Genomic DNA, 23488 nt, shown 5'->3' with positions numbered 1-23488 from the left:
GCCAATGATAACACGACGGGGCACCGCCCAGGTCGCCAACGGCGATCTCGACGCGATCCGAACCGTAGTGCTTCGCCCAACAGCAAAAACGCCCGACTGGAAGCAGTCGGGCGTCGAGCGCGGTAGCGATCCTGTGAGGATCAGCGCTTGGAGAACTGCGGACGACGACGCGCCTTGCGCAGACCCACTTTCTTACGCTCGACTTCGCGAGCATCGCGGGTCACGTAGCCGGCAGCGCGCAGCGGGCGACGCAGCTCTTCGTTGTATTCCATCAGCGCACGGGTAATGCCGTGGCGAATGGCGCCGGCCTGAGCGGAACCACCGCCGCCCTTGACCGTGACGTAGACGTCGAATTGACCAGTTGTCTCGGTCAGCTCGAGCGGCTGGCGAACGACCATCTGCGCGGTCACGCGGCCGAAAAATTCGCCGAGCTCACGATCGTTGACGGTGATCTTGCCGGTGCCCGGCTTGAGGAACACGCGAGCGGTGGAGGTCTTGCGACGCCCGGTGCCGTAGTACTGTTGTGCCATGACGGATTACCCTCAGATGTTCAGTTCTTGCGGCTGCTGCGCGGCGTGCGGATGCTCGGTACCGGCGTACACCTTGAGCTTGGCATACATGGCACGACCCAGCGGCCCCTTGGGCAGCATGCCCTTGACAGCGGATTCGATGACACGCTCCGGCGCATGATCGATCAGCTTCTCGAACGACATGGAGCGCAGACCACCCGGGTAACCGGTATGACGGTAGTAATTCTTGGCTTGCGCCTTGTTGCCAGTCACGCGAACTTTCTCGGCGTTGACGACGACGATGTAATCGCCGGTATCGACGTGAGGCGTGTATTCCGGCTTGTGTTTGCCGCGCAGACGACGAGCGATTTCCGTCGCCAGACGACCGAGCGTCTTGTCCGCGGCATCGACGACATACCAGTCGCGCTGCACGGTTTGCGGCTTGGCACTAAACGTCTTCATGAGTGTTTCACCAGATAAGCGTATTTGGGCCTGGAAGCCTGAGCCTCGCGGCCATCCCTATTTTTCTTGGGTTACCCGACAGCGTTGTCTCGACCTCGGAGGCAGTTGCCACTTCGAAAAGCAGAACCTCACCACCTCAGAACTCGGAAAAGCGACATCGCGACCGCAGGCAACGGTACGAAGAGCGCGCATTGTACACGCCCCCCAATGCCGAGGAAAGCCCCGTGGACACCTCGCACGCAGAGACGAATCGCCCCAACCGGCCTGCCCGCCAACTCAAGGCTTGTGGGCCAGCGCCAGATAATCACGGGACTGCATCTCCTGCAGGCGCGACAGCGTGCGCTCGAACTCGAAGCTCAGGTTGCCACCGGTATAAAGCGACTCGACCTCGGTCTCCGCCGACAAGAGCAGCTTCACCGCCCGGTCGTAGAACTCGTCGACCATGCTGATGAAGCGTCGCGCCTGATCGTCGGTTCCCGCGCCCATTTTGGGTACGCCGGAGACCAGCACCGTGTGGAACTCCCGCGACAGCTCGATGTAATCATTCTGGCTGCGCGGACCGTCGCAGAGCATCTTGAAGTCGAACCAGACCACGCCGTCGTGCTGACGCCGCGCCGTCAGCTCGCGATGATTAATCGTCAGCCGCGCACTCTCGTGACCGTCGGCACCGGCGACCGAGCGAAAGCTTTTGGCGAGCTGCTGCTCGGCAGCCTCGTCAAGCGGCGAATGAAAGATCTCCACCTGCTCCAGCGCCCGCAGCCGGTAATCAACGCCGGAATCGACGTTAACCACCTCGCAGTGACGCTTGAGCAGATCGATCGCCGGCAGGAACCGGGCGCGTTGCAGGCCGTCCTTGTAGAGGTCATCCGGCACGATATTGGAGGTCGCCACCAAGACCACGCCTTGGGCAAACAGCGCCTCCATCAGGTTGCCGAGGATCATCGCGTCGGTAATATCCTTGACATAGAACTCGTCAAAACAGATGACACGCGCCTCGCGAGCGAACTGCGCTGCGATCTGTGTCAGCGGGTTCTTCTCGCCCTTGTGGGCGTCGAGCTCCCGGTGCACACGCTGCATGAAGCGATTGAAGTGCGTTCGCATCTTGCGATCGAACGGCAGAGACTCGTAGAACACATCGACGAGATAAGTCTTGCCGCGCCCGACGCCACCCCAGAAGTAGAGCCCCATGACCTGCGGTTTTGCCGGCGCACTCTCGGCCGGCTTGCTGCGTTTGCCGAAGAGCCCTGCCACTTTGCGCGAGAGCGTCGGCTCACTGCCGCTGCTCGATGGCGTCGGGGCCGGCGTGCGCTGCAGGTCGTCGTAGAGCCGTTGCAAATGCTTGACGGCGTTCTCCTGCGCGGCGTCGTAGCTGAAATCCTCGCGCTCGAGATCAGCGTGATAGCGCGAGAGCGGTGTCATGGCGCCGCTCGCGGATGTCGCGGATTGGGCAGAACTCATGGCGATATCGGGCCTCGCATCGAAACGTGTGGCGGCGATTATACCCTGCGACAAAGGTCCTGACAGCGCCGGTCGTGCACGCAAGGTTTGACCCGGTAACCAAGGCCATCGATATAATGGCCACGCACCGACCCTGAGCAACGGTTAGAGGCCACGGTCTAAGGAACAGGTCGTGCCGCGCACGACGACGAGGAGCGCACTGTGAACGAAAGCAATATCGACTGGATTCTGGCAATTGCCTGCTTCCTGGCGGGCATCGGTATCGGCGCCCTTTGTTACCACCTGCTGAATGCCAACGTGGCGCGCAACCAGAAGGTGCGCCAGCGACTCGCGGAAACCGAACTGGAGCTGAGTCAAGTCAGGGATGCGCTCAATGACCACTTCACCAAAGCTGCCGACCTCGCCGGCAGCATTCGCCGGCAGAGCGACGAACTGGAACAGCATTTAATGCACGGCGCCGACCGACTGGTCGACGACCTCAAGTTGAGGCGTCGCCTGCACGGCGAGATCGCCGAAGAGGAAGAGGTAGACCCCCCACAGGTGCCACGCGACTACGCCGACGGCAATGGCACGCTGGCCGAGGACTACGGTGTGCGCCGCCAGCGCGCCGCCGAGCAGGAGACTGTCGCCCAACCGCCGCGCTACTGATCCGGCCAACCGTTGACCGACATCGTCGTCATCGACTGACACTGAAACAAGCCGCCGGACCCGAGGTCCGGCGTAACCCAGTCATGCCGGGTTGTCGATATCGACAAAGCGGTGCTCAAGCGCGAAACGCGTCCTCAGCCACTCCCCCAGTGCCCTGACGCCGTCCCGCTCGGTCGCATGATGGCCCGCCGCAAGGTAAGTGATCCCCATCTCGCGCGCCATGTGCGCGGTACGCTCCGAAATTTCGCCGGAAATGAAGGCGTCGGCCCCCGCATCCGCGGCCATCGGCAACATATCCTGCGCGCCACCGGTACACCACGCGATCCGCGAGATCTTCCCGGGACAGCCTGCGACGACGGTAGGCTGACGCGACAGTGCCACCGCGACTCTCTCGGCCAACGCGGCATCATCCAGCGCCACCTCCGGACGCCCCATCCACAGAAGCCCCTTCCCCATCTCGGCGTCGAGACAACGCTCCGCCTCGAGCCCCAGACGCCGCCCAAGGCACGCGTTATTGCCCAAGCTGATGTGGGCATCCAGCGGCAGGTGATAGGCAAGGAGGTTGAGGTCATGCTGCAGCAATGTCGCGAAACGCCGCCGCTTCATGCCGGTAACCGCCACCGGCTCGTTCTTCCAGAAGTAGCCGTGATGAACCAGCACCGCATCCGCCTCCCAGGCGACAGCCTCGTCGAGCAGCGCCTGGCAGGCCGTCACGCCACTGAGCACGCGCCGCACCCGTGACCGACCTTCGACCTGCAGGCCGTTGACGGTGTAATCCTTGAACGCGCCGACGTCGAGCACTTCATCGAGCGACGACACCAGCTGCTCGCGTGCGACGCCCGCCGCCGAATTATCTGACCGTGAAACCATGGCGCCTCCCAGCGAAAAGAATAGGTGAATGTTACACTCGGGATGCGGTAACGCAGAGCCCCCAGCCGGTGCATTGACGGGCCGGCAGGCTCGCGGCGCGGCCCAAGCGTGCCATTGTCTCAATCCTTGCGAGTGGCGCAAACCGTGCCGGCCGACAGGGACGAGAGAACTCTCGCCTGCCGCCAAGCACCGTTGCGGCCGCGCGATGCCAGCCGAACTTCTGTTCAAGGAACCCAGACATGCGTCGCTATCTCGCCACCTATGCGTGGCCGATCCTCTGCGGCATTCTGCTCGCCGCCGTGCTGCTTTATGCCTTCCCGTCGCTGACCGGACGCGATACGCAGCCGTCCGGCACGTCGCGCACCGGCATCACCACGACTGCCGGCGGCGAAGCACCACGACGTGAGCCGCCGGAGGTGGTCGATGCCCCCGCACTGGATCGCGGCGCCGGCCCGGTCAGCTACGCCGAGGCCGTCAATCGCGCAGCGCCGGCCGTGGTCAACATCTACTCCTCTCGCGTGGTCGAATCGAACCAGCACCCGCTGATGTCCGACCCGTTCTTTCGTCAGTTCTATGGCAATAATGTGCCCCAGCGGCAGCGCATGCTCTCCAGCCTTGGCTCCGGCGTGGTCGTCAGCGAGGAGGGTTACATCCTGACCAACAACCATGTCATCAACGATGCCGACCAGATTCAGGTGGCCCTGCGTGACGGCCGCGAAGCCATTGCCGAAGTGATCGGCACCGATCCCGACAGCGACCTTGCCGTCCTCAAGATCGACCTGGACAACCTGCCGGTAATCCGCCTGAGCGACTCGGAACAGATCGCGATCGGCGACGTCACCCTCGCGATCGGCAACCCCTTCGGCGTCGGCCAGACCGTCACCATGGGGATCATCAGCGCGACCGGCCGCGACCACCTCGGCCTCAGCCGCTACGAAGACTTCATCCAGACCGATGCCGCCATCAATCCCGGCAACTCCGGCGGCGCGCTGGTCGACGCCAGCGGCTCGCTGATTGGCATCAACACCGCGATCTTCTCACGCTCCGGCGGCTCTCAGGGTATCGGCTTCGCCATCCCAGCCAACCTGGCGCGAAGCATCCTCGACGATATCGTCACGCACGGCCGCGTCATTCGTGGCTGGCTAGGCATCGATGCCCAACAAATGACACCGGACCTGGCGGCGTCATTCGGACTGCAGACGCTGAGCGGCGTGATCGTCGCCAGCGTGGTACCAAACGGCCCGGGAGACCAGGCCGGCCTGCGCCCCGGCGACATCCTGCTGGCAATCGACGGCAAGCCGATCCTGGATCCACGCGAGACGCAGGTCGACATCGCCGAAATACCGCCCGGCTCGACGCTACCGCTGACACTCATTCGCGGCGGCGAGAAAGTGGAAGTGACGCTGGAGGTCGGCGAGCGCCCCCAGCCAGCGCCTAACCGAGAGCGCCAACTCGACGAGCCAGCCTCGGAAGACGACGCCGGCAATGGCGCCGATGAAGAGGCGCCAAATAACCAGGCCCCGAACGACGACCACTCGGACAGCGGCGGCTCGAACCAAAACCGCCCGGACGACCGCGCGCCCGACGAGAAGGATACCGACGGCCGCGAACGCGCCAGCGAGCCTTGAGTCTCTACTGATGCCGACGGCTGGCTTGCCCTCAACGACAAACGCCACCGCAACCCTATAACGGGTAGCGGTGGCGTTCAGAACCGGCGGTGCGACCGACCTGGGGCTTAGTCGTCCGTCTTCAGCCGGTTTTCGGCGGAGCGGGCATGCGCCGTCAACGACTCGCCCCGTGCCAGCACCGAGGCCGTGCGCCCGAGCGTATCCGCCCCCTCGGGCGAACACTGAATCAGCGAGGAACGCTTCTGGAAGTCGTAAACACCCAGCGGCGAGGAAAATCGTGCCGTCCCGGAGGTGGGCAGCACATGGTTGGGGCCGGCACAGTAGTCGCCGAGCACTTCGGCGGTATACCGCCCCATGAAGATCGCCCCGGCATGTCGGATCGTCTCGGCCATGGCCTGCGGTGACTCGACCGAGAGCTCAAGGTGTTCCGGTGCAACCCGATCGACCAACGCCACGGCCTGCTCACGGTCATCGCAGAGGATCAGGGCCCCGCGCCTAGCTAATGATTCACGAATGATCGCTTCGCGTTCCATGGTCGGCAGCAATCGCTCGATCGACGCCTGTACCGCCTCCAGATGCGCCGCGTCCCAGGTGACCAGAATCGCCTGTGCATCCTCATCGTGCTCGGCCTGAGAGAACAGATCCATAGCCAGCCAATCCGGATCGGTGCCCCCATCCGACACCACCAGGATTTCCGACGGCCCGGCGATCATGTCGATCCCGACCTGACCGAAAACAGCACGCTTGGCAGTGGCGACATAGATATTGCCCGGTCCGACGATCTTGTCGACCCGAGGCACGCTCTCGGTGCCGTAGGCCAGCGCCGCCACGGCCTGCGCACCGCCAATCGTGAATACACGTTCGACACCGGCCAGATGTGCGGCGCCCAGCACCAGCTCGTTGACCACACCATCCGGCGTCGGCACCACCATGACGATCTCGCGCACTCCCGCCACATGCGCCGGCAACGCGTTCATCAGCACGGACGAGGGATAGGCCGCCTTGCCGCCGGGCACATAGACGCCGACGCGGTCGATTGCGGTCACCTTCTGACCAAGCACCGTGCCATCCGGTTCCTCGTACTGCCAGGAGCTCGGCTTCTGATGCTCGTGGTAGGCACGGATGCGTGCGGCGGCGTGCTCCAGCGCGTCGCGCTGTGCGGCCGGCAACCCCGCGAAGGCCTGCGCCAGCCGGTCAGGGCCGATCGTCAACTCGCTCATCGTGCTCGCCTCGAGGCGATCGAAGCGATTGGTGTACTCGATGACCGCAGCGTCGCCCCGCTCGCGAATGGCACCGATGATTTCGGCAACACGCGATGCGACCTCATGGTCGGACACACCTTCCCAGGCCAGCAGGGCCTCGAGACGACTGTCGAAATCGGCATCCCGCGTTGTCAGACGGGCAATGATCGGCGCTTGACTCATCTCTTCCACTCTCCGTGACTCGATAGAACGGCCGCTCAGGCGGCTTCGCGGCGTGACTCGACGGCCTGGCGAAGGCGCTCGATCAGCGGCTTCAGGCGTTCGTGCTTCATCGTCATCGCCGCCTTGTTGACCACCAGTCGAGTGCTGATGTTCTCGATTAGCTCGCGCGGCTCCATGCCGTTGGCGCGCAGCGTGTTGCCAGTATCGACGATGTCCACGATCTCGTCGGCCAGATTCATCAGCGGCGCCAGCTCCATCGCGCCGTAGAGCTTGATGACCTCCGCCTGTATCCCCTGCTCGGCATAGTAGCGCCGCGCCACATTGACGAACTTGGTCGCTACCCGACGCCTGGCTCGCGCCGGTTCCGCCCCGACGATGCCCGCCGTCATCAATCGACAGCGGGAAATACCCAGGTCCAGCGGCTCGTAGAGCCCCTCGGCCCCGTGTTCGAGCAGCACATCCTTACCGGCGACACCCAGGTCGGCCGCGCCGAGCTGCACGTAGGTCGGCACGTCGACGGCACGGATCACCACCAGCTTGACGTTAGGCAGGTTGGTGTCGAACAGCAGCTTGCGGCTTTTGCCGAAGTCGTCGGCCGGCACCACGCCGGCATCGGCCAACAGCGGCAGCGTTTCTTCGAGAATCCGCCCCTTGGACAGCGCCAGAATCAGTTGATCGCTCATGATCTCTCTATCTTTGCCTAACCCGATCGTCGCCTAGCCCGGCACGCGTCGGATTCGCGCGCCCAGCAGCTGCAGTTTCTCTTCGATGCACTCGTAACCGCGATCGATATGGTAGATGCGATCCACCAGTGTCTCGCCCTGAGCCACCATGGCCGCGACCACCAGACTGGCGGAAGCCCGCAGGTCGGTGGCCATGACCGGCGCGCCGGAGAGACGCTCGACACCCGTCACGACCGCGGTATTGCCCTCGAGCGCGATCTGCGCGCCCATGCGGTTGAGCTCTTGGACGTGCATGAAACGGTTCTCGAAGATCGTCTCGACCACCGTACCGGTGCCTTCGGCGACAGCGTTGAGCGCCACGAACTGCGCCTGCATGTCGGTGGGGAAAGCGGGATAAGGTGCGGTCCGCACGTTGACCGCCCGCGGACGACGCCCCTCCATGTCGAGCTCGATCCAGCCCTCGCCGATGGTGACTCGCGCCCCGGCCTCCTCGAGCTTGGCGATGACCGCCTCGAGAATGTCGGCGCGCGTGTTGCGCACCCGCACCTTGCCGCCGGTGGCTGCAGCCGCCACCAGAAAGGTGCCGGTCTCGATGCGGTCCGGCATCACATCGTAGTGACAGCCATGCAGACGCTCGACGCCTTCGATGGTGATGGTATCGCTGCCATGACCGCGAATGTTCGCCCCCATGGCGATCAGACACTCGGCCAGATCCACCACCTCGGGCTCGCGCGCGGCGTTCTCGAGCACCGTGGTGCCGTCGGCCAGCGCCGCCGCCATCAGCAGGTTTTCCGTGCCGGTCACGGTAACGGTGTCAAAGAAGATCGTGGCGCCCTGCAGGCGCCCATCGACTCGCGCTCGAATGTAACCACCGTCGACGCGAATCTCGGCCCCCATCGCCTCCAACCCGCGAATATGCAGGTCCACCGGGCGCGAACCGATGGCACAGCCGCCGGGCAGCGAGACATCGGCCTTGCCGAAGTGCGCGAGCAGCGGGCCCAGCACCAGAATCGAGGCGCGCATCTTCTTGACCAGCTCGTAGGGCGCGTGACAGTCGCGCACCTGGGAGCCGTCGATCTGAATGCTCATCTTCTCACCCATGACGGGCTCGATGCCCATCCGGCCGAGCAGTTCCAGTGTGGTGGTGATGTCCTGAAGATGTGGCAGATTGCCGATGGTAACGGGCTCGTCGGCGAGCAGCGTCGCGGCCAGAATCGGCAGCGCGGAGTTCTTGGCGCCGCTGGCCCAGACTTCGCCGCCGAGCGGCCCGTTGCCGGTGATGATCAGCTTGTCCATGAAGGTTCGCTATGAATTCCAGAATCGTTGGCCGGCACGCCGGCCTGGCAGTGCGCGCCTAGAGGCTGACATTTTCCGGCGCGGTTTCCCACTGAGCGGGGGTATAGGTCTTGATGCTGACGGCGTGCAGCGCACCCGACGCAATCTCGTCGGCGAGCGCGGCATAGATCAGCTGCTGCCGCTTGACCGGCGACATGCCTTCGAACACCTCGCCGATGGCGACGACCTGAAAGTTGCAGCCTTCGCCCTGAATATGGAAATCGCAGCCCTCGACCTGCTGCTCGAGGCGGCTTTTGACATCGCTGGGTTGCATGAAACTCGACTCCCTGATGACGACTGCGCGGTACGCGCAGGGAAAGCGCCACATGGTAGCGGAAAGCGCCCCATCTTGGCGATGTCGCCGTCATGCAAAAACGTCGCAAGGACATGGCGGGGAGACGCCCCGCCATGCAGAGGCACTCAGGAGGTAGTGTCGCAGGACGTGCTACAGGTGGTTTCCCTGGCCGGCAGCAGCGGCGCCAGCTCGGTAATGGTCATCAGCCGCTGCAACGGCGGCGAGAGCAGGACTCGCTCCAGCACCAGCGAGTGTCGCTGCACGCTGCGCACCCAGACCAGCAGCACGCTCAGCACGGCACTGCTCGCCACCTGCACGCCGGTCAGATCGAACGATACGGTCGCCTCGGCCGGCTGCTGCTCAAGCCAGTGCCGGCCGGCCTGCGCCAGCGGACCGGCACTGTCAAAATCCGCCTCGCCGAGAATCGTCAGCACATCATCGCCGACGACCTCGAGCGAGGCGTCTTCCCGCGCGAGCAGCATACTCACGAATCGCCGCCCTGCTCGAGCTCTTCGGTGCCGACCTCCGGCGCCCAGTTGTCGATCACGGCATCGATGTCGCGATTATTGTCACGCATCGCCTGATCGAACTGGTTGCGGAACGTCAGGCCGAGATTGATGCCGTTGACGATGACGTTGATAACGCGCCATTGGCCATCACTCTGACGCAGCGTGAAATTGACCGGAAAGGTCTCTCCGCTGGTCGACACCACTTCCATGGGTACGGTCGCCTGATCCTCGTAGCGCCCGGACTCGTCGCTCTCCTTGACCCGAAGCGTCTGGTAGTCGAACGTCACCAGCCCTTTGGCGTAGGTATCGATCAAGGTCTTGCGGAAGACATTGACGAAGCGCGAGCGCTGATCGGGCGTCGCACCGCGGAAGTAGCGGCCCATGACGCTGGCACCGATATAGCGAAAGTCGGCCACCTCGGCCATGTTGTCATCGACCAGCTGCGACAGCTCCTCTTCGTGCTGGGCGTAATAGCTCTTCTTGCCCTCCAGCTCGGACATCAGTGAATCGACACTTTGCTGCACCACCTGGTTCGGCGACTGCTGCGCCTGCGCGGTAGTCGTCAGCGTGGCCAGCATCACGGCCAGCAATGTCAGCGTGGCCGTCCAGAAACCGCGCGTATTCCTTGCGAAAGAAAGCTTCATCTTCGACTCCTTGTCTCGATCAGTTGGCCATATTGGACACGAATTGCTGGATGAGTTCCTCCAGCACCAGCGCCTGCTGGGTGTCGTGGATGACGTCGCCATCCTCGAGCATGTCCGGCGAACCGCCGACCGTCAGCCCGATATACTGTTCGCCGAGCAGCCCCGAGGTCAGGATAGCCGCCGTGGTGTCACCGGAGAGCTTGCCCTCGTACGCGTCGTCGATTTCCATCGTCACCCGCGCGTCGAACCACTGCGGATCGAGCGAAATATCGGTGACTTTGCCGACGCGAACGCCCGACATGGTCACCTTTGCCTGCGGGCGCAGACCGCCGATATTGGCAAAGTTGGCGGTCAGGGTGTAGGTGTCGCTAGGACCGCTAACCCCCAGACCGCTCACTCGAAGCCCGAGAAACACCAGACCGAGAATACCGGCCAGCATGAACACGCCGACGCCCAGTTCCAGCACACTGTTGCGCTTCATCCCAAATCTCCAAACATCAATGCGGTGAGCACGAAATCGAGCCCGAGTACCGCCAGCGACGCATAGACCACGGTCCGAGTCGTCGCGCGGGAAATACCTTCCGAGGTGGGTACCAGGTCATAGCCCTGGAAGACAGCAATCCAGGTCACCACCAGGCCGAAGACCAGACTCTTGACCATGCCGTTCAGCACATCGTCAACGAAATCGACGCTGTCCTGCATGTTGCTCCAGTAGGAACCTTCGTAGACCCCGAGCCAGTCGACGCCGACCAGATAACCGCCCCAGATCCCGACCACGGCGAAGATCACCGTGAGAATGGGCAGCGAGACGAAACCGGCCCACAGCCTTGGCGCCACGATGCGCCGCAGGGGATCGACGCCGATCATCTCCATGCTGGTCAACTGCTCGGTCGCCTTCATCAGGCCAATCTCGGCGGTTAATGCCGAACCGGCTCGCCCGGCAAACAGCAGTGCGGCGACGACCGGCGCCAGCTCGCGCACCAGCGACAGCGAGACCATCTGCCCCAGCGCCTCGTCCGCGCCGAAATCGACCAGAATAGTGAAGCCCTGCAGCGCCAGCACCATGCCGATGAATAGCCCCGAAACCAGCACGATCGCCACCGACATCACACCGACGAAATGCATCTGGCGAACCCAGAGATAGAGCCCCTCTCGCGACGGCAGGCAGACGATGGACTGCAAGAGAAACAAACCGGCACGCCCAACGGCGCTCAACATGTCCAGCGTGGCGCGCCCCAGTTGCGCGATACGATCGATCATGAGAACTGCCCCGCCGGCGCCAGAATGTCTTCGTAGAAATCGGGCGCCGGGTAATGAAACGGCACCGGTCCGTCCGGCTCGCCGTGCACGAACTGTCTGACATGCGCATCGTCGTTGACGTCCAGCGTCTTCGGCGTACCGTGCGACATCACCTTGCCGTCGGCGATGATATAGACGTAGTCAGCGATGGAGAGCGTCTCCTTGATATCGTGAGACACGATGATCGCGGTCAACCCCAGGGCCTGATTGACCTTCTTGATCAGCTGCACCAGCACACCCATCGAGATCGGGTCCTGGCCGACGAAGGGCTCGTCGTAGAGCACCAGGTCGGGATCCAGCGCGACCGCCCGCGCCAGCGCCACACGCCGCGCCATGCCACCGGAGAGCTCCGAGGGCATCAGGTGGCGCGCACCGCGCAGCCCGACCGCCTGCAGCTTCATCAGCACGATGTCGCGGATCATGGGATTGGGCAGATCCGTATGCACGCGCAGCGGAAAGGCGACGTTCTCGAACACATCCAGATCGGAAAACAGCGCGCCGCTCTGAAACAGCATGCCCATGCGCCGACGCAGCCTAAACAGCGAGCGCCGGGAGAGCTGGTGTACGTCCTGGCCGTCGATCAGCACCTGGCCGCGATCCGGCACCAGCTGACCACCGATCAGCTTGAGCAGCGTGGTCTTGCCGGTACCGCTGGGGCCCATGATCGCAGTGATCTTGCCGAGCGGGATGCGCAGATCGACCCCGCGGAAAATTTCCGTGGCGCCACGCGCAAAATGCAGGTCCCTGACCTCGACCATAACCGGGTCATCCATGCAGCCCTCACCCATTTTCGACCTTTGATTATCGAACATTGTATCTTAACCGTGTCGACAGCGACCAGCCATGGTTCGCCATGCGGACCAGAACGCAAGCATCGGCGATCATAGGTATACTGCCCGATCTGTCGACACGACTGCCGCCTAGAGACGCCGCCGGGCACCGCCATCAGCAGCCGGCATTCGCCAGCGGTACTGTCGGCGTCATCGACCGCGCGCCGATGACGACACTATCTACTTAATCTACTTACACGATCTACTTACACGACACGGGGAGCCTCGGCCGAGATCATGAGCGAGCAAGATACGCTGGACTTTCGCGCCAGTGCCACGCGTACGCTGACGCTGGAGCAGCAGGCCATCGGCGAACTGATCGCCAAGCTCGACGACTGCTTCGATCGCGCCTGCCAGCTGCTGATGCACTGTCGCGGGCGCGTCATCGTTACCGGCATGGGCAAGTCCGGCCACATCGCCCGCAAGCTGGCAGCCACCTTTGCCAGCACCGGCTCGCCCGCCTTCTTCGTGCACCCCGGCGAAGCCAGCCACGGCGATCTCGGCATGATCACCGGCGACGACGTCGTGGTGGCACTGTCCAACTCCGGCGAGACTCAGGAGATCACCGGCCTGCTGCCGCTGTTCAAACGCCTGGGCGCGCCGCTGGTCAGCCTGACCGGGCGCCCGCAGTCCACGCTTGCCCGCTACAGCGACGTGCACATCGATGTCGGGGTCTCGCGCGAGGCTTGCCCGCACGACCTGGCCCCAACCTCCTCGACCACGGCCGCGCTCGCCATGGGCGATGCCCTCGCGCTGGCTCTGCTCGAAGCCAAGGGTTTCAGCGCCGAGGATTTCGCCCTCTCCCATCCTGGCGGCACGCTCGGCAAGCGCCTGCTGCTGCGCGTGGCCGACCTGATGCATGGCGGTGACCGTGTGCCACGGGTCGCTACCGGCAGCCTGCTGCGCGAGGCGCTGCTGGAGATGACCCATAAAGGCATGGGCTTTACCTGCGTGATCGATGAACGCGGCACGCTGGCAGGTGTCTATACCGACGGTGATCTTCGTCGCACGCTCGACCAGGGCGTCGACTTCTCCACGCTGCGCGTCGACGATGTCATGACGCGCGGCGGCAAGACCGTCACCCCCGACATGCTGGCGGCCGAAGCGGTGCGCATCATGGAGGACAACCGCATCACTGCACTGGCGGTCGTCGACAACGACCAGCCGATCGGCGCGCTGCACATGCATGATCTACTCAGAAGCGGAGTTATCTGAGCCATGTCGACGTCAACCCGTCATAACCCCAATACACCGAGGCCGCGCTCTCCCTGGTGGCGCCGGCTCGGGCTGGCCGCGCTGCTTGTCGTCCTCGGCGGCGGCCTGGCGTGGCTCGACCAGCGCGGCGCACGTGAGGCACAGCCCGTTCCGACCGACAGCGCCGGCGAACCGGACTACTATCTCGAAGAGGCGCGCATGACCCGCTTCGACGCGCAGGGCAAAGCCTACCAGCGACTCGAGAGCCCGCGCCTGGTGCATACACCGTCGGACGATGTGATCCGCAGCGAGACACCGCATGGCTATCTCATCGACGGTCAACAGCGCGAATGGCAAATTACCGGCGACTCGGGTCGCCTCAGCCGCGGCGGCGAAAAACTGGTGATCGACGGCAATGCTCGCCTGGTACAGCCGGAACGCGCCTGGAGCCTCGAGACACCAACCCTGCATTACGACAACCGCGATGCCCACGCCTGGAGTGACACCACTGCCGTGTTGCGCCAGCATAACCAGCAGATGCGCGGCGAACGCTTCGACGCCTGGCTCGACGAAGATCGCATGCGCCTGACCGACAACGTGCAGGGACGCCTGCCACCGCAACCTGAGGACCAAGGATCATGAGGCGAGAACTCGGCCAACTGCTGATATTGACCGCACTGAGCCTGCCAAGCCTACCGGCACTGGCACTGGAGGGCGATGCCAGCGCACCGATAGAGATCGCCGCCGACCAGCTCGAGATCGACGACCGCCAAGGCACCGCCGTCTATACCGGCAGCGTCGACATGCAGCAGGGCAGCATGAACCTGCTTGCAGCCCGGGTCGAAATCCAACGCGGCAGCAACGGCGAAGTCAGCCAGGTCACGGCGACCGGCAGCGGCGAACGCGCCTATCTCGAGCAGAAACCGGCACCGGACGAAGAGATCGTCAAGGGCTGGGGCGACACCGTGATCTACCACGCCGGCGAGCGCCGCGTGGAGTTGATCGGCAACGCCGAGCTGCATCAGGCGGGCGACACCTTCGACGGCGCCTATGTCGAGTACTTTCTCGACTCTCGTCGCGTCCAGGCCCGCTCCGGCGACAGCGACGACGGCGACCAGCGCGTACGCATGACCCTCACGCCTCGCCAACAGTCGCAGTAAGGCGGCCCGCAACCGAGCCCGAGACCGACGTTTCGCGCGTCGCGCCGATTCAAGGATGGTATCGATGAAGACCCTCACGGCCGCCAACCTGGCCAAGAGTTACAAGGGACGCCGCGTCGTCCACGACTTTAGCCTGACCCTGCGTCAAGGCAGCATCGTCGGGCTGCTGGGCCCCAACGGGGCCGGCAAGACCACGTCGTTCTACATGATCGTCGGCCTGGTCAAGGCCGACGCCGGCAGTGTGCATATCGATGCGCAGGACCTGAGCCGCGCGCCCATGCACCGGCGCGCTCGCGCCGGCATCGGCTACCTGCCGCAGGAAGCCTCGATCTTTCGCAAGCTGAGCGTCGCCGACAACATCATGGCGATTCTGGAAACCCGCAAGGATCTCGACCGCAACGCCAGACGCGAACAGCTAGAGCGTCTGCTCGGCGACTTCCACGTCGATCATATCCGCGACAACCTCGGCATGAGCCTCTCCGGCGGCGAACGCCGGCGCGTGGAGATCGCCCGCGCCCTCGCGACCGAGCCCGCCTTCGTGCTGCTCGACGAACCCTTTGCCGGCGTCGATCCGATCTCCGTCGGCGACATCAAGAGCATCATTCGCCAACTGCGCGACCGCGGCATCGGCGTACTGATCACCGACCACAATGTCCGCGAAACGCTGGATATCTGCGACAACGCCTATATCGTCGGCGACGGCCAGATCATCGCCGAGGGGCGCCCGGAGGCGATTCTCGACAATCAACGCGTTCGCGACGTCTATCTGGGCCACGAGTTCCGCTTGTAGGTTCTCCTACACCGCACCACAGCAGCGGCCGCCCTGCCCCAAATGGCCGCTCGCTGTCAATGGCATGCATCTTGCATAAATCGTTGCATGTCATTCGCGCAATCAGTAACGTGATCGCTTCTCCGTTGATTGTGACGACTGTTTCTCCATGTCCATGAAGCCTTCGCTGCAACTCCGAGTCGGCACGCAGTTGACCATGACGCCGCAACTCCAGCAGGCGATCCAGTTACTGCAGCTGTCGACGCTAGACCTGCGCCAGGAGATTCAACAGGCGCTGGAATCCAACCCGATGCTTGAGCTCGAGGAGCCATACTCGGAGCAGGATGTCGTCGAAACGCCAGAGGACGACTGGGCCAGCGATATTCCAGACGAGCTGACGGTCGACAGCGACTGGAGCGATACCTATCAGGATGCCGGCCCCGCGAGCAGCGGCAGCGAGGAAGGCCCGGACTTCGAGCGCAATGCCAGTGCCACCAGCCTGCAGGACCACCTGCTGTGGCAGCTCGCCATGGGCGACTTCGACAGCCACGAGCGCGAGCTGGGCGAGTGCCTGATCGACGCGATCGGCGATGACGGCTACCTGGGCGGCAGCCTGGACGAGCTCGCGGCCAGCTTGCGCCAGCAGCGCAGCGTCAGCACCGCCGATCTCGAACGCACGCTATTACGCATTCAGCAGTTCGACCCGACTGGCGTCGGCGCGCGCGACCTCCGCGAATGCCTGCTACTGCAATTGGGCATGCTCGACGACGATACCCCGCTGCTGCCGCAGGCCAAGCGGCTGGTGCGGCAGTTTCTGGAAGCACTGGGCAGCAACGACCGCCGCCTGCTCAAACGTCGTCTCCGACTGGAGGAAAACGAGCTCGACAGCGTGATCACCCTGATCCGCACGCTCGACCCGCGACCGGGCCAGCGTTTCGACAACAGCCGTCACGACTACGTCATTCCCGATCTGGTCGCGACACCCTCCCAGGACGGTTGGCGCATCGAGCTCAACGCCGAGGCCCTGCCCCGCCTGCGCATCCAGCCCGACTATGCCGCGCTGATCAAGCGCGCCGACAAGAGCGACGACAACACCTTCCTGCGGCAGCACCTGCAGGAAGCCCGCTGGCTGATGAAGAGCCTGACCAGTCGCAACGACACGCTGCTGCGCGTCGGCCGCGAAATCATGTCGCGCCAGGTGGCCTTTCTCGAACGTGGCGAAGAGGCCATGAAGCCTTTGATCCTCGCCGACATCGCGCGCAGCGTCGACATGCACGAATCGACGATCTCGCGCGTCACGACGCAGAAATACATTCATACGCCCCGTGGCGTGTTCGAGCTGAAATACTTCTTCTCGAGCCAGGTAGGCGGTGGCGACGGCGATAGCGTCTCCAGCACCGCGATTCGAGCGCGATTGAAGAAGCTGATCGGCGAGGAACCCCCGCGCAAGCCGCTGTCGGACAGCAAGCTCGTCGAACTTCTCGCCGAGGCGGATATCAGCGTCGCCCGGCGCACCGTGGCCAAGTATCGCGAGGCGATGGGCATCCCCTCGTCGAGCGAGCGCAAGCGCCTCTCCTGACACGGTGTTCCCGGCTCTCGCCAGGGATATCGATCGTCGCGACGCGGCCCCCACGTCGACCCGCGGGGCGAATCGTCCAACGATCCGTCGTCATGCCTTTGCAGCAGCTGGAAAAGGGTTACAATCAGAAGTGCCATTTGCCGCTACAGGAGTGCGCCATGCAAGTGAATGTCACGGGCCATCACATGGAACTGACCGACGCCCTTCGGGACTACGTGAACGAGAAGCTCGCACGTCTTGAGCGTCACTACGACAACATCACCAATGTTCAGGTCACCCTGAGCATCGAGAAGGAGCGCCAGCAGGCAGCCTGTATCCTGCATGCGGCAGGCGGCGACCTCCACGCGGAAGCCAGCGACAGCGACATGTATGCCGCCATCGACTCCCTGGCCGACAAACTCGACCGTCAACTGGTCAAACACAAAGAAAAGGCACAAGCCCGCGCCCAGGGCGCCGGTGCCCGCTAGCCCCTGATGATGACACTGGAAAGCATTCTGCCCCCCGAACGCACCCTGTTCGGTGTCACGGGGGGCAGCAAAAAACGTCTGCTGGAATTCTTCAGCACTTTCATCGCCCAGAATACGCCAAGCCTCGATAGCCAGGAGGTGTTCAGCCGTCTCGTCGCCCGTGAGCGTCTCGGCAGCACCGGCATCGGCCACGGCGTCGCCATACCGCATGCGCGCAGCCCTCACTGCAAGGGGCCTGTCGCTGGCTTCATGCGGCTCGAGGACGCCATCGACTTCGATGCAATCGATGGCGAGCCGGTGGATCTGGTCTTCGTGCTGCTGGTGCCCGAGGAGGCGGACGATGCCCATCTCTCGCTGCTGGCCGAAGTCGCCGGCATCATGAATCAGGCGAGCGTGCGTCAGCAGCTGCGTCAGGCCACGTCCCAACGCGCACTGCACGACACCCTGCTCGACGCCATTCGCCACCATCGGGAAAGCGAAGACGGCTAAACGAGGACGAACACGGCATGCGACTGGTCATCATCAGCGGGCGCTCGGGCTCGGGTAAATCCATTGCCCTGCAGGCACTGGAGGATCTCGGCTACTACGCCATCGACAATCTTCCAGCCAACCTGCTGGCACCGCTGATCGACGAGTTGCGCAGCGCCCCGCCGGCACGCCCCACCGTCGCGGTCAGCATCGATGCGCGTAATCTTCGCGAATCGCTGGAGCGGTTCCCGGTCCTGCTCGAGGCCGTGCGCGAGCGGGATATCGAGGTGCAGGTGGTCTACCTGACGGCCGATGCCAAGATACTGCTCGAGCGCTACTCCGCCACGCGCCGCCGACATCCGCTGACGCGGGGCAACGACATGACGCTGGCCGAGGCGATCGAACACGAACAGGAGTACCTGGCACCGATCCGGCGAGTGGCGGATCTCGTGGTCGATACCCGCGGCCTGTCGGTACACGACCTGCGGGCCCGCATCGGCGACCAGGTTGCTCGGCATACCGGAGGCCGCCTGACGCTGACCTTCGAATCCTTCGGTTTCAAGCGCGGCGTGCCCCTGGACGCCGACATGGTGTTCGACGTGCGCTGCCTGCCCAACCCCTTCTGGGACCCGGAGCTACGCAGCTATGACGGCCGCGACGCCAAGATTATCGAGTTCCTCGAAGGCTACGCGGACGTGCACGCCATGGCCGGTGACATCCATGCCTGGCTGAACCGCTGGCTGCCGGCCTATCTCGCTGGCCACCGTAGCTACCTGACCGTGGCCATCGGCTGCACCGGCGGCCACCACCGCTCGGTCTATCTGGTCGAGCGGCTGGCGCATCACTTCCACCACGAGGCAGTCGATCTGCGCTTGCGCCATCGCGAGCTGAACGTCAATACGGTGTTGCCCCCCAACACCGAGGAAACGGCATCGCGAGGCGCCGATGCCGACACGTGAGCTGCGCCTGATCAACCGCCGCGGACTGCACGCCCGCGCCGCCACCAAGCTGGTGCAGTGCTGCCAGCCCTTCGATGCCTGCATCACCGTCCATCACGGTGATCGCGTCGCCGACGCTGCCAACATCATGTCGCTGCTAATGCTGGCGGCCCCCTGCGGCACCCCGCTCACCGTCACTACCGAAGGGGAAGAGGCCGAGGCCGCTCTGGCCGCCGTGACAGCGCTGTTCGAAGCACGCTTTCACGAGGACGAATAACCGAAGTCTCCTTCGAGAACAGTGTTCTCCCCTCCTCGTCATTTCACGCCACGATGATAGAATGATCGCCCTATCGCCAGTCGTTCAAGGATGATCGTTCAGGATGAGCCATAATCCCGAAAAGCTGCAGCCGCGGCTGGCCAAGCTCAATGAAGCCCTCGAGAGCGGCGCGCTGGATCAGGCCCGGCGCATGCTCAATCGCGGACTCGCGCCGGTGGACGTGGCCCACCTGCTGGAGTCGACGCCGCCCAAAGAGCGCGAGATTCTCTGGGGATTGCTGGATCCGGAGCTGCACGGTGACGTGCTGCAGTACCTCGGCGACGACGTCCAGGTCGAGTTCCTCAACCGCATGGACGCGGAACAGCTGCTGACGGCGACCGAAGGCCTCGACGTCGATGACCTCGCCGACCTGCTGCAGCAGCTCCCCAATACCGTCATTCAAGAAGTCCTGCAGTCGATGGAGGCGCAGGAGCGCCAGCGGGTTGAAGCGGTTCTCTCCTACCCCGAAGACACTGCCGGCGGCCTGATGAACCCGGATGCGATCACCATTCGCCCGGATATCACCCTCGACGTGGTGCTGCGCTATCTGCGCCGCCATGAACGACTGCCGGACGCCACCGATACGCTGCTGGTCGTCACCCGACGTGACGAACTGATCGGCATTCTGCCCATCAACCGTCTGCTGGTGTCGGATGTTTCGGTCCTGGTTCGCGAGGTCATGGAGACCGACTTTCATTCGATTCAGGCGATTGCGTCGGACAGCGACGTCGCCACCCTGTTCCAGAAACACGACCTCATTTCGGCACCGGTCGTTGGCGTCGAAGGCAAGCTGCTCGGTCGCATCACGATCGACGACGTGGTCGACGTCATCCGCGAAGACGCCGAGCATCAAGTGATGAGCATGGCCGGTCTCGACGAGGATGAAGACACCTTCGCCCCCGCTATGCGTACCAGCCGCCGTCGTGCCGTCTGGCTCGGCATTAACCTGATCGCGGCGACGGTCGTGTCCATCGCCATCGGCTTCTTCGAAGAGACCATCCAGCAGATCGCCGCGCTCGCCGTACTGATGCCAATCGTCTCGAGCATGGGCGGCATTGCCGGCTCGCAGACGCTTACGGTCCTGATCCGCGGTATCGCACTGGGGCATGTCTCCGGCGCCAACGTCCGCTGGCTACTGGTACGTGAATTGCTGGTCGGCATGACCAACGGCCTGATATGGGCCGTGGTTGTCGGTGCCATGTCGGTCTTCCGCTTCGACGATATCCGCCTCGGCGAAATCATCGCCATGGCGATGGTGATCAACCTGACGGTCGCGACGATGGCCGGCACGCTGATCCCGGTGCTGCTCAAGAAGCTCAAGATCGACCCTGCCCTGTCAGGTGGCGTCCTGCTGACCACCATTACCGACGTGGTCGGCTTTGTCGCCTTCCTCGGCCTGGCCACCGTCTTCTATCTCTGACCGGACCGCTGCGGCGGCGCCACTTCTGGAGGTCGCGATGAACTTTCATACCCGCAAATGGATCAAGCCCGAGGATCTCAACCCCAACGGCTCGCTCTTCGGCGGCAGCCTGCTGCGCTGGATCGACGAAGAAGCGGCGATCTACGCCATCATCCAGCTCGACAACGCCCGCGTCGTCACCAAGTACATCTCTGAAATCAACTTCGTTTCCAGCGCGCGGCAAGGCGACATCATCGAGCTGGGCATGACGGCAACCCATTTCGGCACCACCTCCCTGACGCTCGAATGTCATGTCCGTAACAAGATCACCCACAAGAGCATCCTGACGATCGAGCGCATGATCTTTGTCAATCTGGACGAGGACGGCAATCCGGCGCCACATGGCAAGACCGAGATCACCTATGCCAAGGATCGTCTCTGAGCCCAGGATCGACTTGGAACCAAGAATCGGCTTGGAGGCTTGGACCCCAGCATCGCCGTTAACCCCGCAGCCCTCGCACGACGCAGCCATACCAAGCCCTACAAACCCAAACGCCAGCGACCGTGTCGCTGGCGTTTGTCCGTTTCTCGTTGTCCCCGGGGCGGGGTCGCCCTTGGCAAACCGCTCAGCCGCTGCCGCCTATTGCCCCGCGATTGTCATGGTATCGATCAGCCAGCTACCGGTCTGAATGCTGCCACGGCGATCAATGTCACTGCCGACCCCCTGAAGTCCGGCAAACATCTCCCGCAGGTTACCCGCTACCGTGAACTCCTCGACCGGATGCGAAATCTGTCCGTTCTCGACCCAGAAACCCGCCGCACCGCGCGAATAATCACCGGTCACCGGGTTGAGCCCTTGGCCCATCATCTCGGTCACCAGAATCCCCGTGCCCATGCGCTGCATCAGCGTATCGAGTGACTCGGTTGGCGCCTCGATGCGCACGTTGTGAGCCCCACCGGCGTTGCCGGTCGATTCGAGCCCCAGCCGACGCGCACTGTAGGCCGAGAGCATATAGCTGGCGAGCCGGCCGCGGTCGATAAAGACGTTATCGCGCGTCGCCACGCCATCGGCATCGAAGGCCGCGCTGGCCAGCCCGCCGATCTCCCGGGGCTGCTCACCCAACGTGAACCACGTCGGAAACAGGGTCTCGCCCAAGGCATCGCAGAGGAATGAAGACTCGCGATAGAGCGCCCCACCGGCAATGCTGTTGAGCAGGTTGCCGACCAGCCCGCGCGCCATCTCCGGCGCGAACAGCACCGGCAGGCGCCCGGTTTGCGGTCGCTGGCCACCCAGCCGGCGTAGCGTGCGTTCGGCGGCACTGATGCCCACCGACTCCGGGCTCGCCAGATCCTCGGCGCGACGCGCGGTGGTGAAGTCGTGATCGCGCTGCATGCCATCGCCGCTGCCGGCGATCAGCAGACAGGAGAGCGAATGACGCGTCCCGCGCTTGCTGCCGATAAAGCCATGACTATTGGCATAGACCGTGACGACCTCCGAAGAGGATAGACTGGCCCCTTCGGAATTGGTGATCCCCGACTGCTCACGCCCGGCGCTTTCGCAGCGCAGCGCCAGCTCGACCGCCTCGTCGACGGAGAGGGCCCATGGATGGTGCAGGTCGAGCTCGGGCAGATCGGTCGCCATCAGCTCGGCCGGTGCCAGCCCCGCTGCCGGATCCTCACCGGTATAACGCGCGATCGAGATCGCCTTGTCGACTACGGCGCGGATCGACGCATCACTGGCATCCGACGACGACGCATTGCCCTTGCGCTGACCAACGTAAACCGTCACCGCGATACTCTGATCGCGAGACAATTCGACGTTTTCGGTCTCGCCGAGACGCACGCTGACACCGACGCCCTGGTCGACGCTAGCCCCGACCTCGCAGGCATCCGCGCCTGCGCGTCTGGCATATCCCAGCGCCATCGCCGCGCGCTCTTCGAGGCGCGCCTGTTGCTCCACGGCATTGAAGGCCTGGCTCATCTCAAACTCCTGACTGAAGAAGCGTGGGCGAGCGGGGCTGCGCTGATATACTGCCGCTCTCACTCGCCGTTCCGGTTAAGAAATGGGTAAAGATTCGGGTAAAGACATGACTTTCGAGGACGATACGCCGCTCAGCAAGACCCAGCGCAAGCAAGAGATGCAGGCGCTGCAGGCACTCGGCGAGCGCATTATCGCCCTGGACCCGGCCGTGCGTGCGCGCCTGCCGCTTTCCGACGACATGCTCGACGCCGTCGAGGAAACCGCACGCATCCGCTCTCACGAGGGCCGACGCCGCCACATGCAGTACGTCGGCAAGGTCATGCGCAAGGAAGACCGCGCCGCGATCCAGGCCGCCTTCGACGAGATCGACCAGGAACAGGTCCAGCGCAACGCCGCCTTCCATCGGCTGGAGCAGCTACGCGACCGCCTGATCGAGGATGACAGCGCGCTGGAACCTTTCATTCAGGCGCACCCCCAGGTCGATCGCCAGATGCTGCGCCAGCTGATCCGCAATGCCCGCGCCGAACGCCAGCGCGAGAAACCGCCGGCCAGCGCTCGCAAGCTGTTTCAGCTGCTCCGCGATACGGCGGGTCTGTAGCCCGCGCCGCGTTCCGGCGAGGGGC

Annotated in this window: 28 protein-coding genes; 14 read left to right on the top strand and 14 right to left on the bottom strand. The window is 63.9% G+C overall.

The features are described from left to right. Nucleotides 1-140: 140 nt before the first annotated feature. From rpsI to zapE, 3 genes are all read right to left on the bottom strand, one after another. Complete coding sequence (rpsI, locus tag MC381_RS17045; protein ID WP_087717922.1) at nt 141-530, bottom strand: 30S ribosomal protein S9; 390 nt, start codon at nt 528-530, stop codon at nt 141-143. A gap of 12 nt (nt 531-542) precedes the next feature. After that, nucleotides 543-971, bottom strand: a complete 429-nt coding sequence (gene rplM, locus MC381_RS17040) for a 50S ribosomal protein L13 (RefSeq protein ID WP_251978965.1) — start codon at nt 969-971, stop codon at nt 543-545. Nucleotides 972-1247: 276 nt separating this feature from the next. Beyond that, a complete protein-coding gene (zapE, locus tag MC381_RS17035; protein WP_251978964.1) occupies nt 1248-2429 on the bottom strand; it encodes a cell division protein ZapE in 1182 nt (393 codons plus the stop codon). Nucleotides 2430-2630: 201 nt separating this feature from the next. Between zapE and MC381_RS17030 the strand changes: the two genes are divergently transcribed. After that, a complete protein-coding gene (locus tag MC381_RS17030) occupies nt 2631-3077 on the top strand; it encodes a Z-ring associated ZapG family protein (protein WP_251978963.1) in 447 nt (148 codons plus the stop codon). Nucleotides 3078-3158: 81 nt separating this feature from the next. Here the strand turns inward: MC381_RS17030 and MC381_RS17025 are convergent, their stop codons facing one another. Continuing rightward, complete coding sequence (locus tag MC381_RS17025) at nt 3159-3947, bottom strand: Nif3-like dinuclear metal center hexameric protein (protein ID WP_251978962.1); 789 nt, start codon at nt 3945-3947, stop codon at nt 3159-3161. A gap of 239 nt (nt 3948-4186) precedes the next feature. Here MC381_RS17025 and MC381_RS17020 point away from each other — a divergent pair, with 239 nt between their 5' ends. After that, complete coding sequence (locus tag MC381_RS17020) at nt 4187-5575, top strand: Do family serine endopeptidase (protein WP_286009795.1); 1389 nt, start codon at nt 4187-4189, stop codon at nt 5573-5575. Between the two features lie 107 nt (nt 5576-5682). Here MC381_RS17020 and hisD read toward each other — a convergent pair whose 3' ends face one another. The 9 genes from hisD to MC381_RS16975 form a co-directional block, all read right to left on the bottom strand. Then, entirely contained in the window at nt 5683-6999 is a 1317-nt protein-coding gene (hisD, locus tag MC381_RS17015; protein ID WP_251978961.1) for a histidinol dehydrogenase, read from the bottom strand. A 35-nt stretch (nt 7000-7034) separates the two neighbouring features. Continuing rightward, nucleotides 7035-7682 (bottom strand): ATP phosphoribosyltransferase, encoded by a 648-nt coding sequence (hisG, locus tag MC381_RS17010; RefSeq protein WP_251978960.1) that lies wholly within the window; start codon nt 7680-7682, stop codon nt 7035-7037. Nucleotides 7683-7715: 33 nt separating this feature from the next. Beyond that, nucleotides 7716-8978 carry a UDP-N-acetylglucosamine 1-carboxyvinyltransferase gene (gene murA, locus MC381_RS17005; RefSeq protein ID WP_251978959.1) on the bottom strand — a complete coding sequence of 421 codons (1263 nt, stop codon included), beginning with the start codon at nt 8976-8978 and terminating at the stop codon, nt 7716-7718. Nucleotides 8979-9036: 58 nt separating this feature from the next. Continuing rightward, nucleotides 9037-9291, bottom strand: coding sequence for a BolA family protein (locus MC381_RS17000; protein WP_251978958.1), 255 nt, complete (start codon nt 9289-9291; stop codon nt 9037-9039). 146 nt (nt 9292-9437) lie between these two features. Next, entirely contained in the window at nt 9438-9794 is a 357-nt protein-coding gene (locus MC381_RS16995; RefSeq protein ID WP_251979067.1) for an STAS domain-containing protein, read from the bottom strand. 2 nt (nt 9795-9796) lie between these two features. Further along, nucleotides 9797-10465: an MlaC/ttg2D family ABC transporter substrate-binding protein gene (locus MC381_RS16990; protein WP_251978957.1), complete on the bottom strand. Its 669-nt coding sequence runs from the start codon at nt 10463-10465 to the stop codon at nt 9797-9799. A gap of 19 nt (nt 10466-10484) precedes the next feature. After that, entirely contained in the window at nt 10485-10946 is a 462-nt protein-coding gene (gene mlaD, locus MC381_RS16985) for an outer membrane lipid asymmetry maintenance protein MlaD (protein ID WP_251978956.1), read from the bottom strand. After that, the gene (gene mlaE, locus MC381_RS16980) at nt 10943-11725 is read right to left on the bottom strand and encodes a lipid asymmetry maintenance ABC transporter permease subunit MlaE (RefSeq protein ID WP_251978955.1); all 783 of its coding nucleotides are present in this window, start codon (nt 11723-11725) and stop codon (nt 10943-10945) included. The genes mlaD and mlaE overlap by 4 nt, the downstream gene beginning before the upstream one ends. Then, nucleotides 11722-12537 (bottom strand): ATP-binding cassette domain-containing protein, encoded by an 816-nt coding sequence (locus tag MC381_RS16975; RefSeq protein ID WP_251978954.1) that lies wholly within the window; start codon nt 12535-12537, stop codon nt 11722-11724. Before MC381_RS16975 ends, mlaE begins: the two co-directional genes overlap by 4 nt. A gap of 294 nt (nt 12538-12831) precedes the next feature. On the opposite strand from MC381_RS16975, the gene MC381_RS16970 reads away from it, so the two are divergent. The 11 genes from MC381_RS16970 (at nt 12832) to MC381_RS16920 (ending at nt 21326) form a co-directional block, all read left to right on the top strand. Continuing rightward, a complete protein-coding gene (locus tag MC381_RS16970; protein WP_251978953.1) occupies nt 12832-13809 on the top strand; it encodes a KpsF/GutQ family sugar-phosphate isomerase in 978 nt (325 codons plus the stop codon). A 3-nt stretch (nt 13810-13812) separates the two neighbouring features. Next, nucleotides 13813-14430 carry an LPS export ABC transporter periplasmic protein LptC gene (gene lptC / locus MC381_RS16965; protein ID WP_251978952.1) on the top strand — a complete coding sequence of 206 codons (618 nt, stop codon included), beginning with the start codon at nt 13813-13815 and terminating at the stop codon, nt 14428-14430. Continuing rightward, nucleotides 14427-14948, top strand: a complete 522-nt coding sequence (lptA, locus tag MC381_RS16960) for a lipopolysaccharide transport periplasmic protein LptA (RefSeq protein WP_251978951.1) — start codon at nt 14427-14429, stop codon at nt 14946-14948. Before lptC ends, lptA begins: the two co-directional genes overlap by 4 nt. A 64-nt stretch (nt 14949-15012) precedes the next feature. Beyond that, nucleotides 15013-15738, top strand: a complete 726-nt coding sequence (gene lptB, locus MC381_RS16955; RefSeq protein ID WP_251978950.1) for an LPS export ABC transporter ATP-binding protein — start codon at nt 15013-15015, stop codon at nt 15736-15738. Between the two features lie 148 nt (nt 15739-15886). Continuing rightward, a complete protein-coding gene (locus MC381_RS16950) occupies nt 15887-17296 on the top strand; it encodes an RNA polymerase factor sigma-54 (protein ID WP_251978949.1) in 1410 nt (469 codons plus the stop codon). Nucleotides 17297-17454: 158 nt separating this feature from the next. Next, nucleotides 17455-17763 carry a ribosome hibernation-promoting factor, HPF/YfiA family gene (hpf, locus tag MC381_RS16945; RefSeq protein WP_251978948.1) on the top strand — a complete coding sequence of 103 codons (309 nt, stop codon included), beginning with the start codon at nt 17455-17457 and terminating at the stop codon, nt 17761-17763. A gap of 9 nt (nt 17764-17772) precedes the next feature. Next, nucleotides 17773-18252 (top strand): PTS IIA-like nitrogen regulatory protein PtsN, encoded by a 480-nt coding sequence (gene ptsN, locus MC381_RS16940; protein ID WP_251979066.1) that lies wholly within the window; start codon nt 17773-17775, stop codon nt 18250-18252. Nucleotides 18253-18269: 17 nt separating this feature from the next. Further along, a complete protein-coding gene (gene rapZ, locus MC381_RS16935; protein WP_251978947.1) occupies nt 18270-19190 on the top strand; it encodes an RNase adapter RapZ in 921 nt (306 codons plus the stop codon). After that, nucleotides 19177-19446, top strand: a complete 270-nt coding sequence (locus MC381_RS16930; protein ID WP_251978946.1) for an HPr family phosphocarrier protein — start codon at nt 19177-19179, stop codon at nt 19444-19446. Before rapZ ends, MC381_RS16930 begins: the two co-directional genes overlap by 14 nt. A 103-nt stretch (nt 19447-19549) precedes the next feature. Then, on the top strand, nt 19550-20905 hold the full coding sequence (gene mgtE / locus MC381_RS16925; protein ID WP_251978945.1) for a magnesium transporter: 1356 nt from the start codon (nt 19550-19552) through the stop codon (nt 20903-20905). Nucleotides 20906-20942: 37 nt separating this feature from the next. Continuing rightward, nucleotides 20943-21326 (top strand): acyl-CoA thioesterase, encoded by a 384-nt coding sequence (locus tag MC381_RS16920; RefSeq protein ID WP_251978944.1) that lies wholly within the window; start codon nt 20943-20945, stop codon nt 21324-21326. A 198-nt stretch (nt 21327-21524) separates the two neighbouring features. On the opposite strand, the gene pmbA is transcribed toward MC381_RS16920, so the two are convergent. Further along, the gene (gene pmbA, locus MC381_RS16915) at nt 21525-22865 is read right to left on the bottom strand and encodes a metalloprotease PmbA (protein WP_251978943.1); all 1341 of its coding nucleotides are present in this window, start codon (nt 22863-22865) and stop codon (nt 21525-21527) included. A gap of 106 nt (nt 22866-22971) precedes the next feature. On the opposite strand from pmbA, the gene yjgA reads away from it, so the two are divergent. Next, a complete protein-coding gene (gene yjgA / locus MC381_RS16910; protein ID WP_251978942.1) occupies nt 22972-23463 on the top strand; it encodes a ribosome biogenesis factor YjgA in 492 nt (163 codons plus the stop codon). Nucleotides 23464-23488: the final 25 nt, after the last annotated feature.

This window comes from Salinicola avicenniae (assembly GCF_023736115.1).
GTDB classification, from domain to species: domain Bacteria; phylum Pseudomonadota; class Gammaproteobacteria; order Pseudomonadales; family Halomonadaceae; genus Salinicola; species Salinicola avicenniae.
The sequence above is the reverse complement of the archived record's forward strand: the minus strand, read 5'-3'. Positions and strand labels throughout refer to the sequence as shown.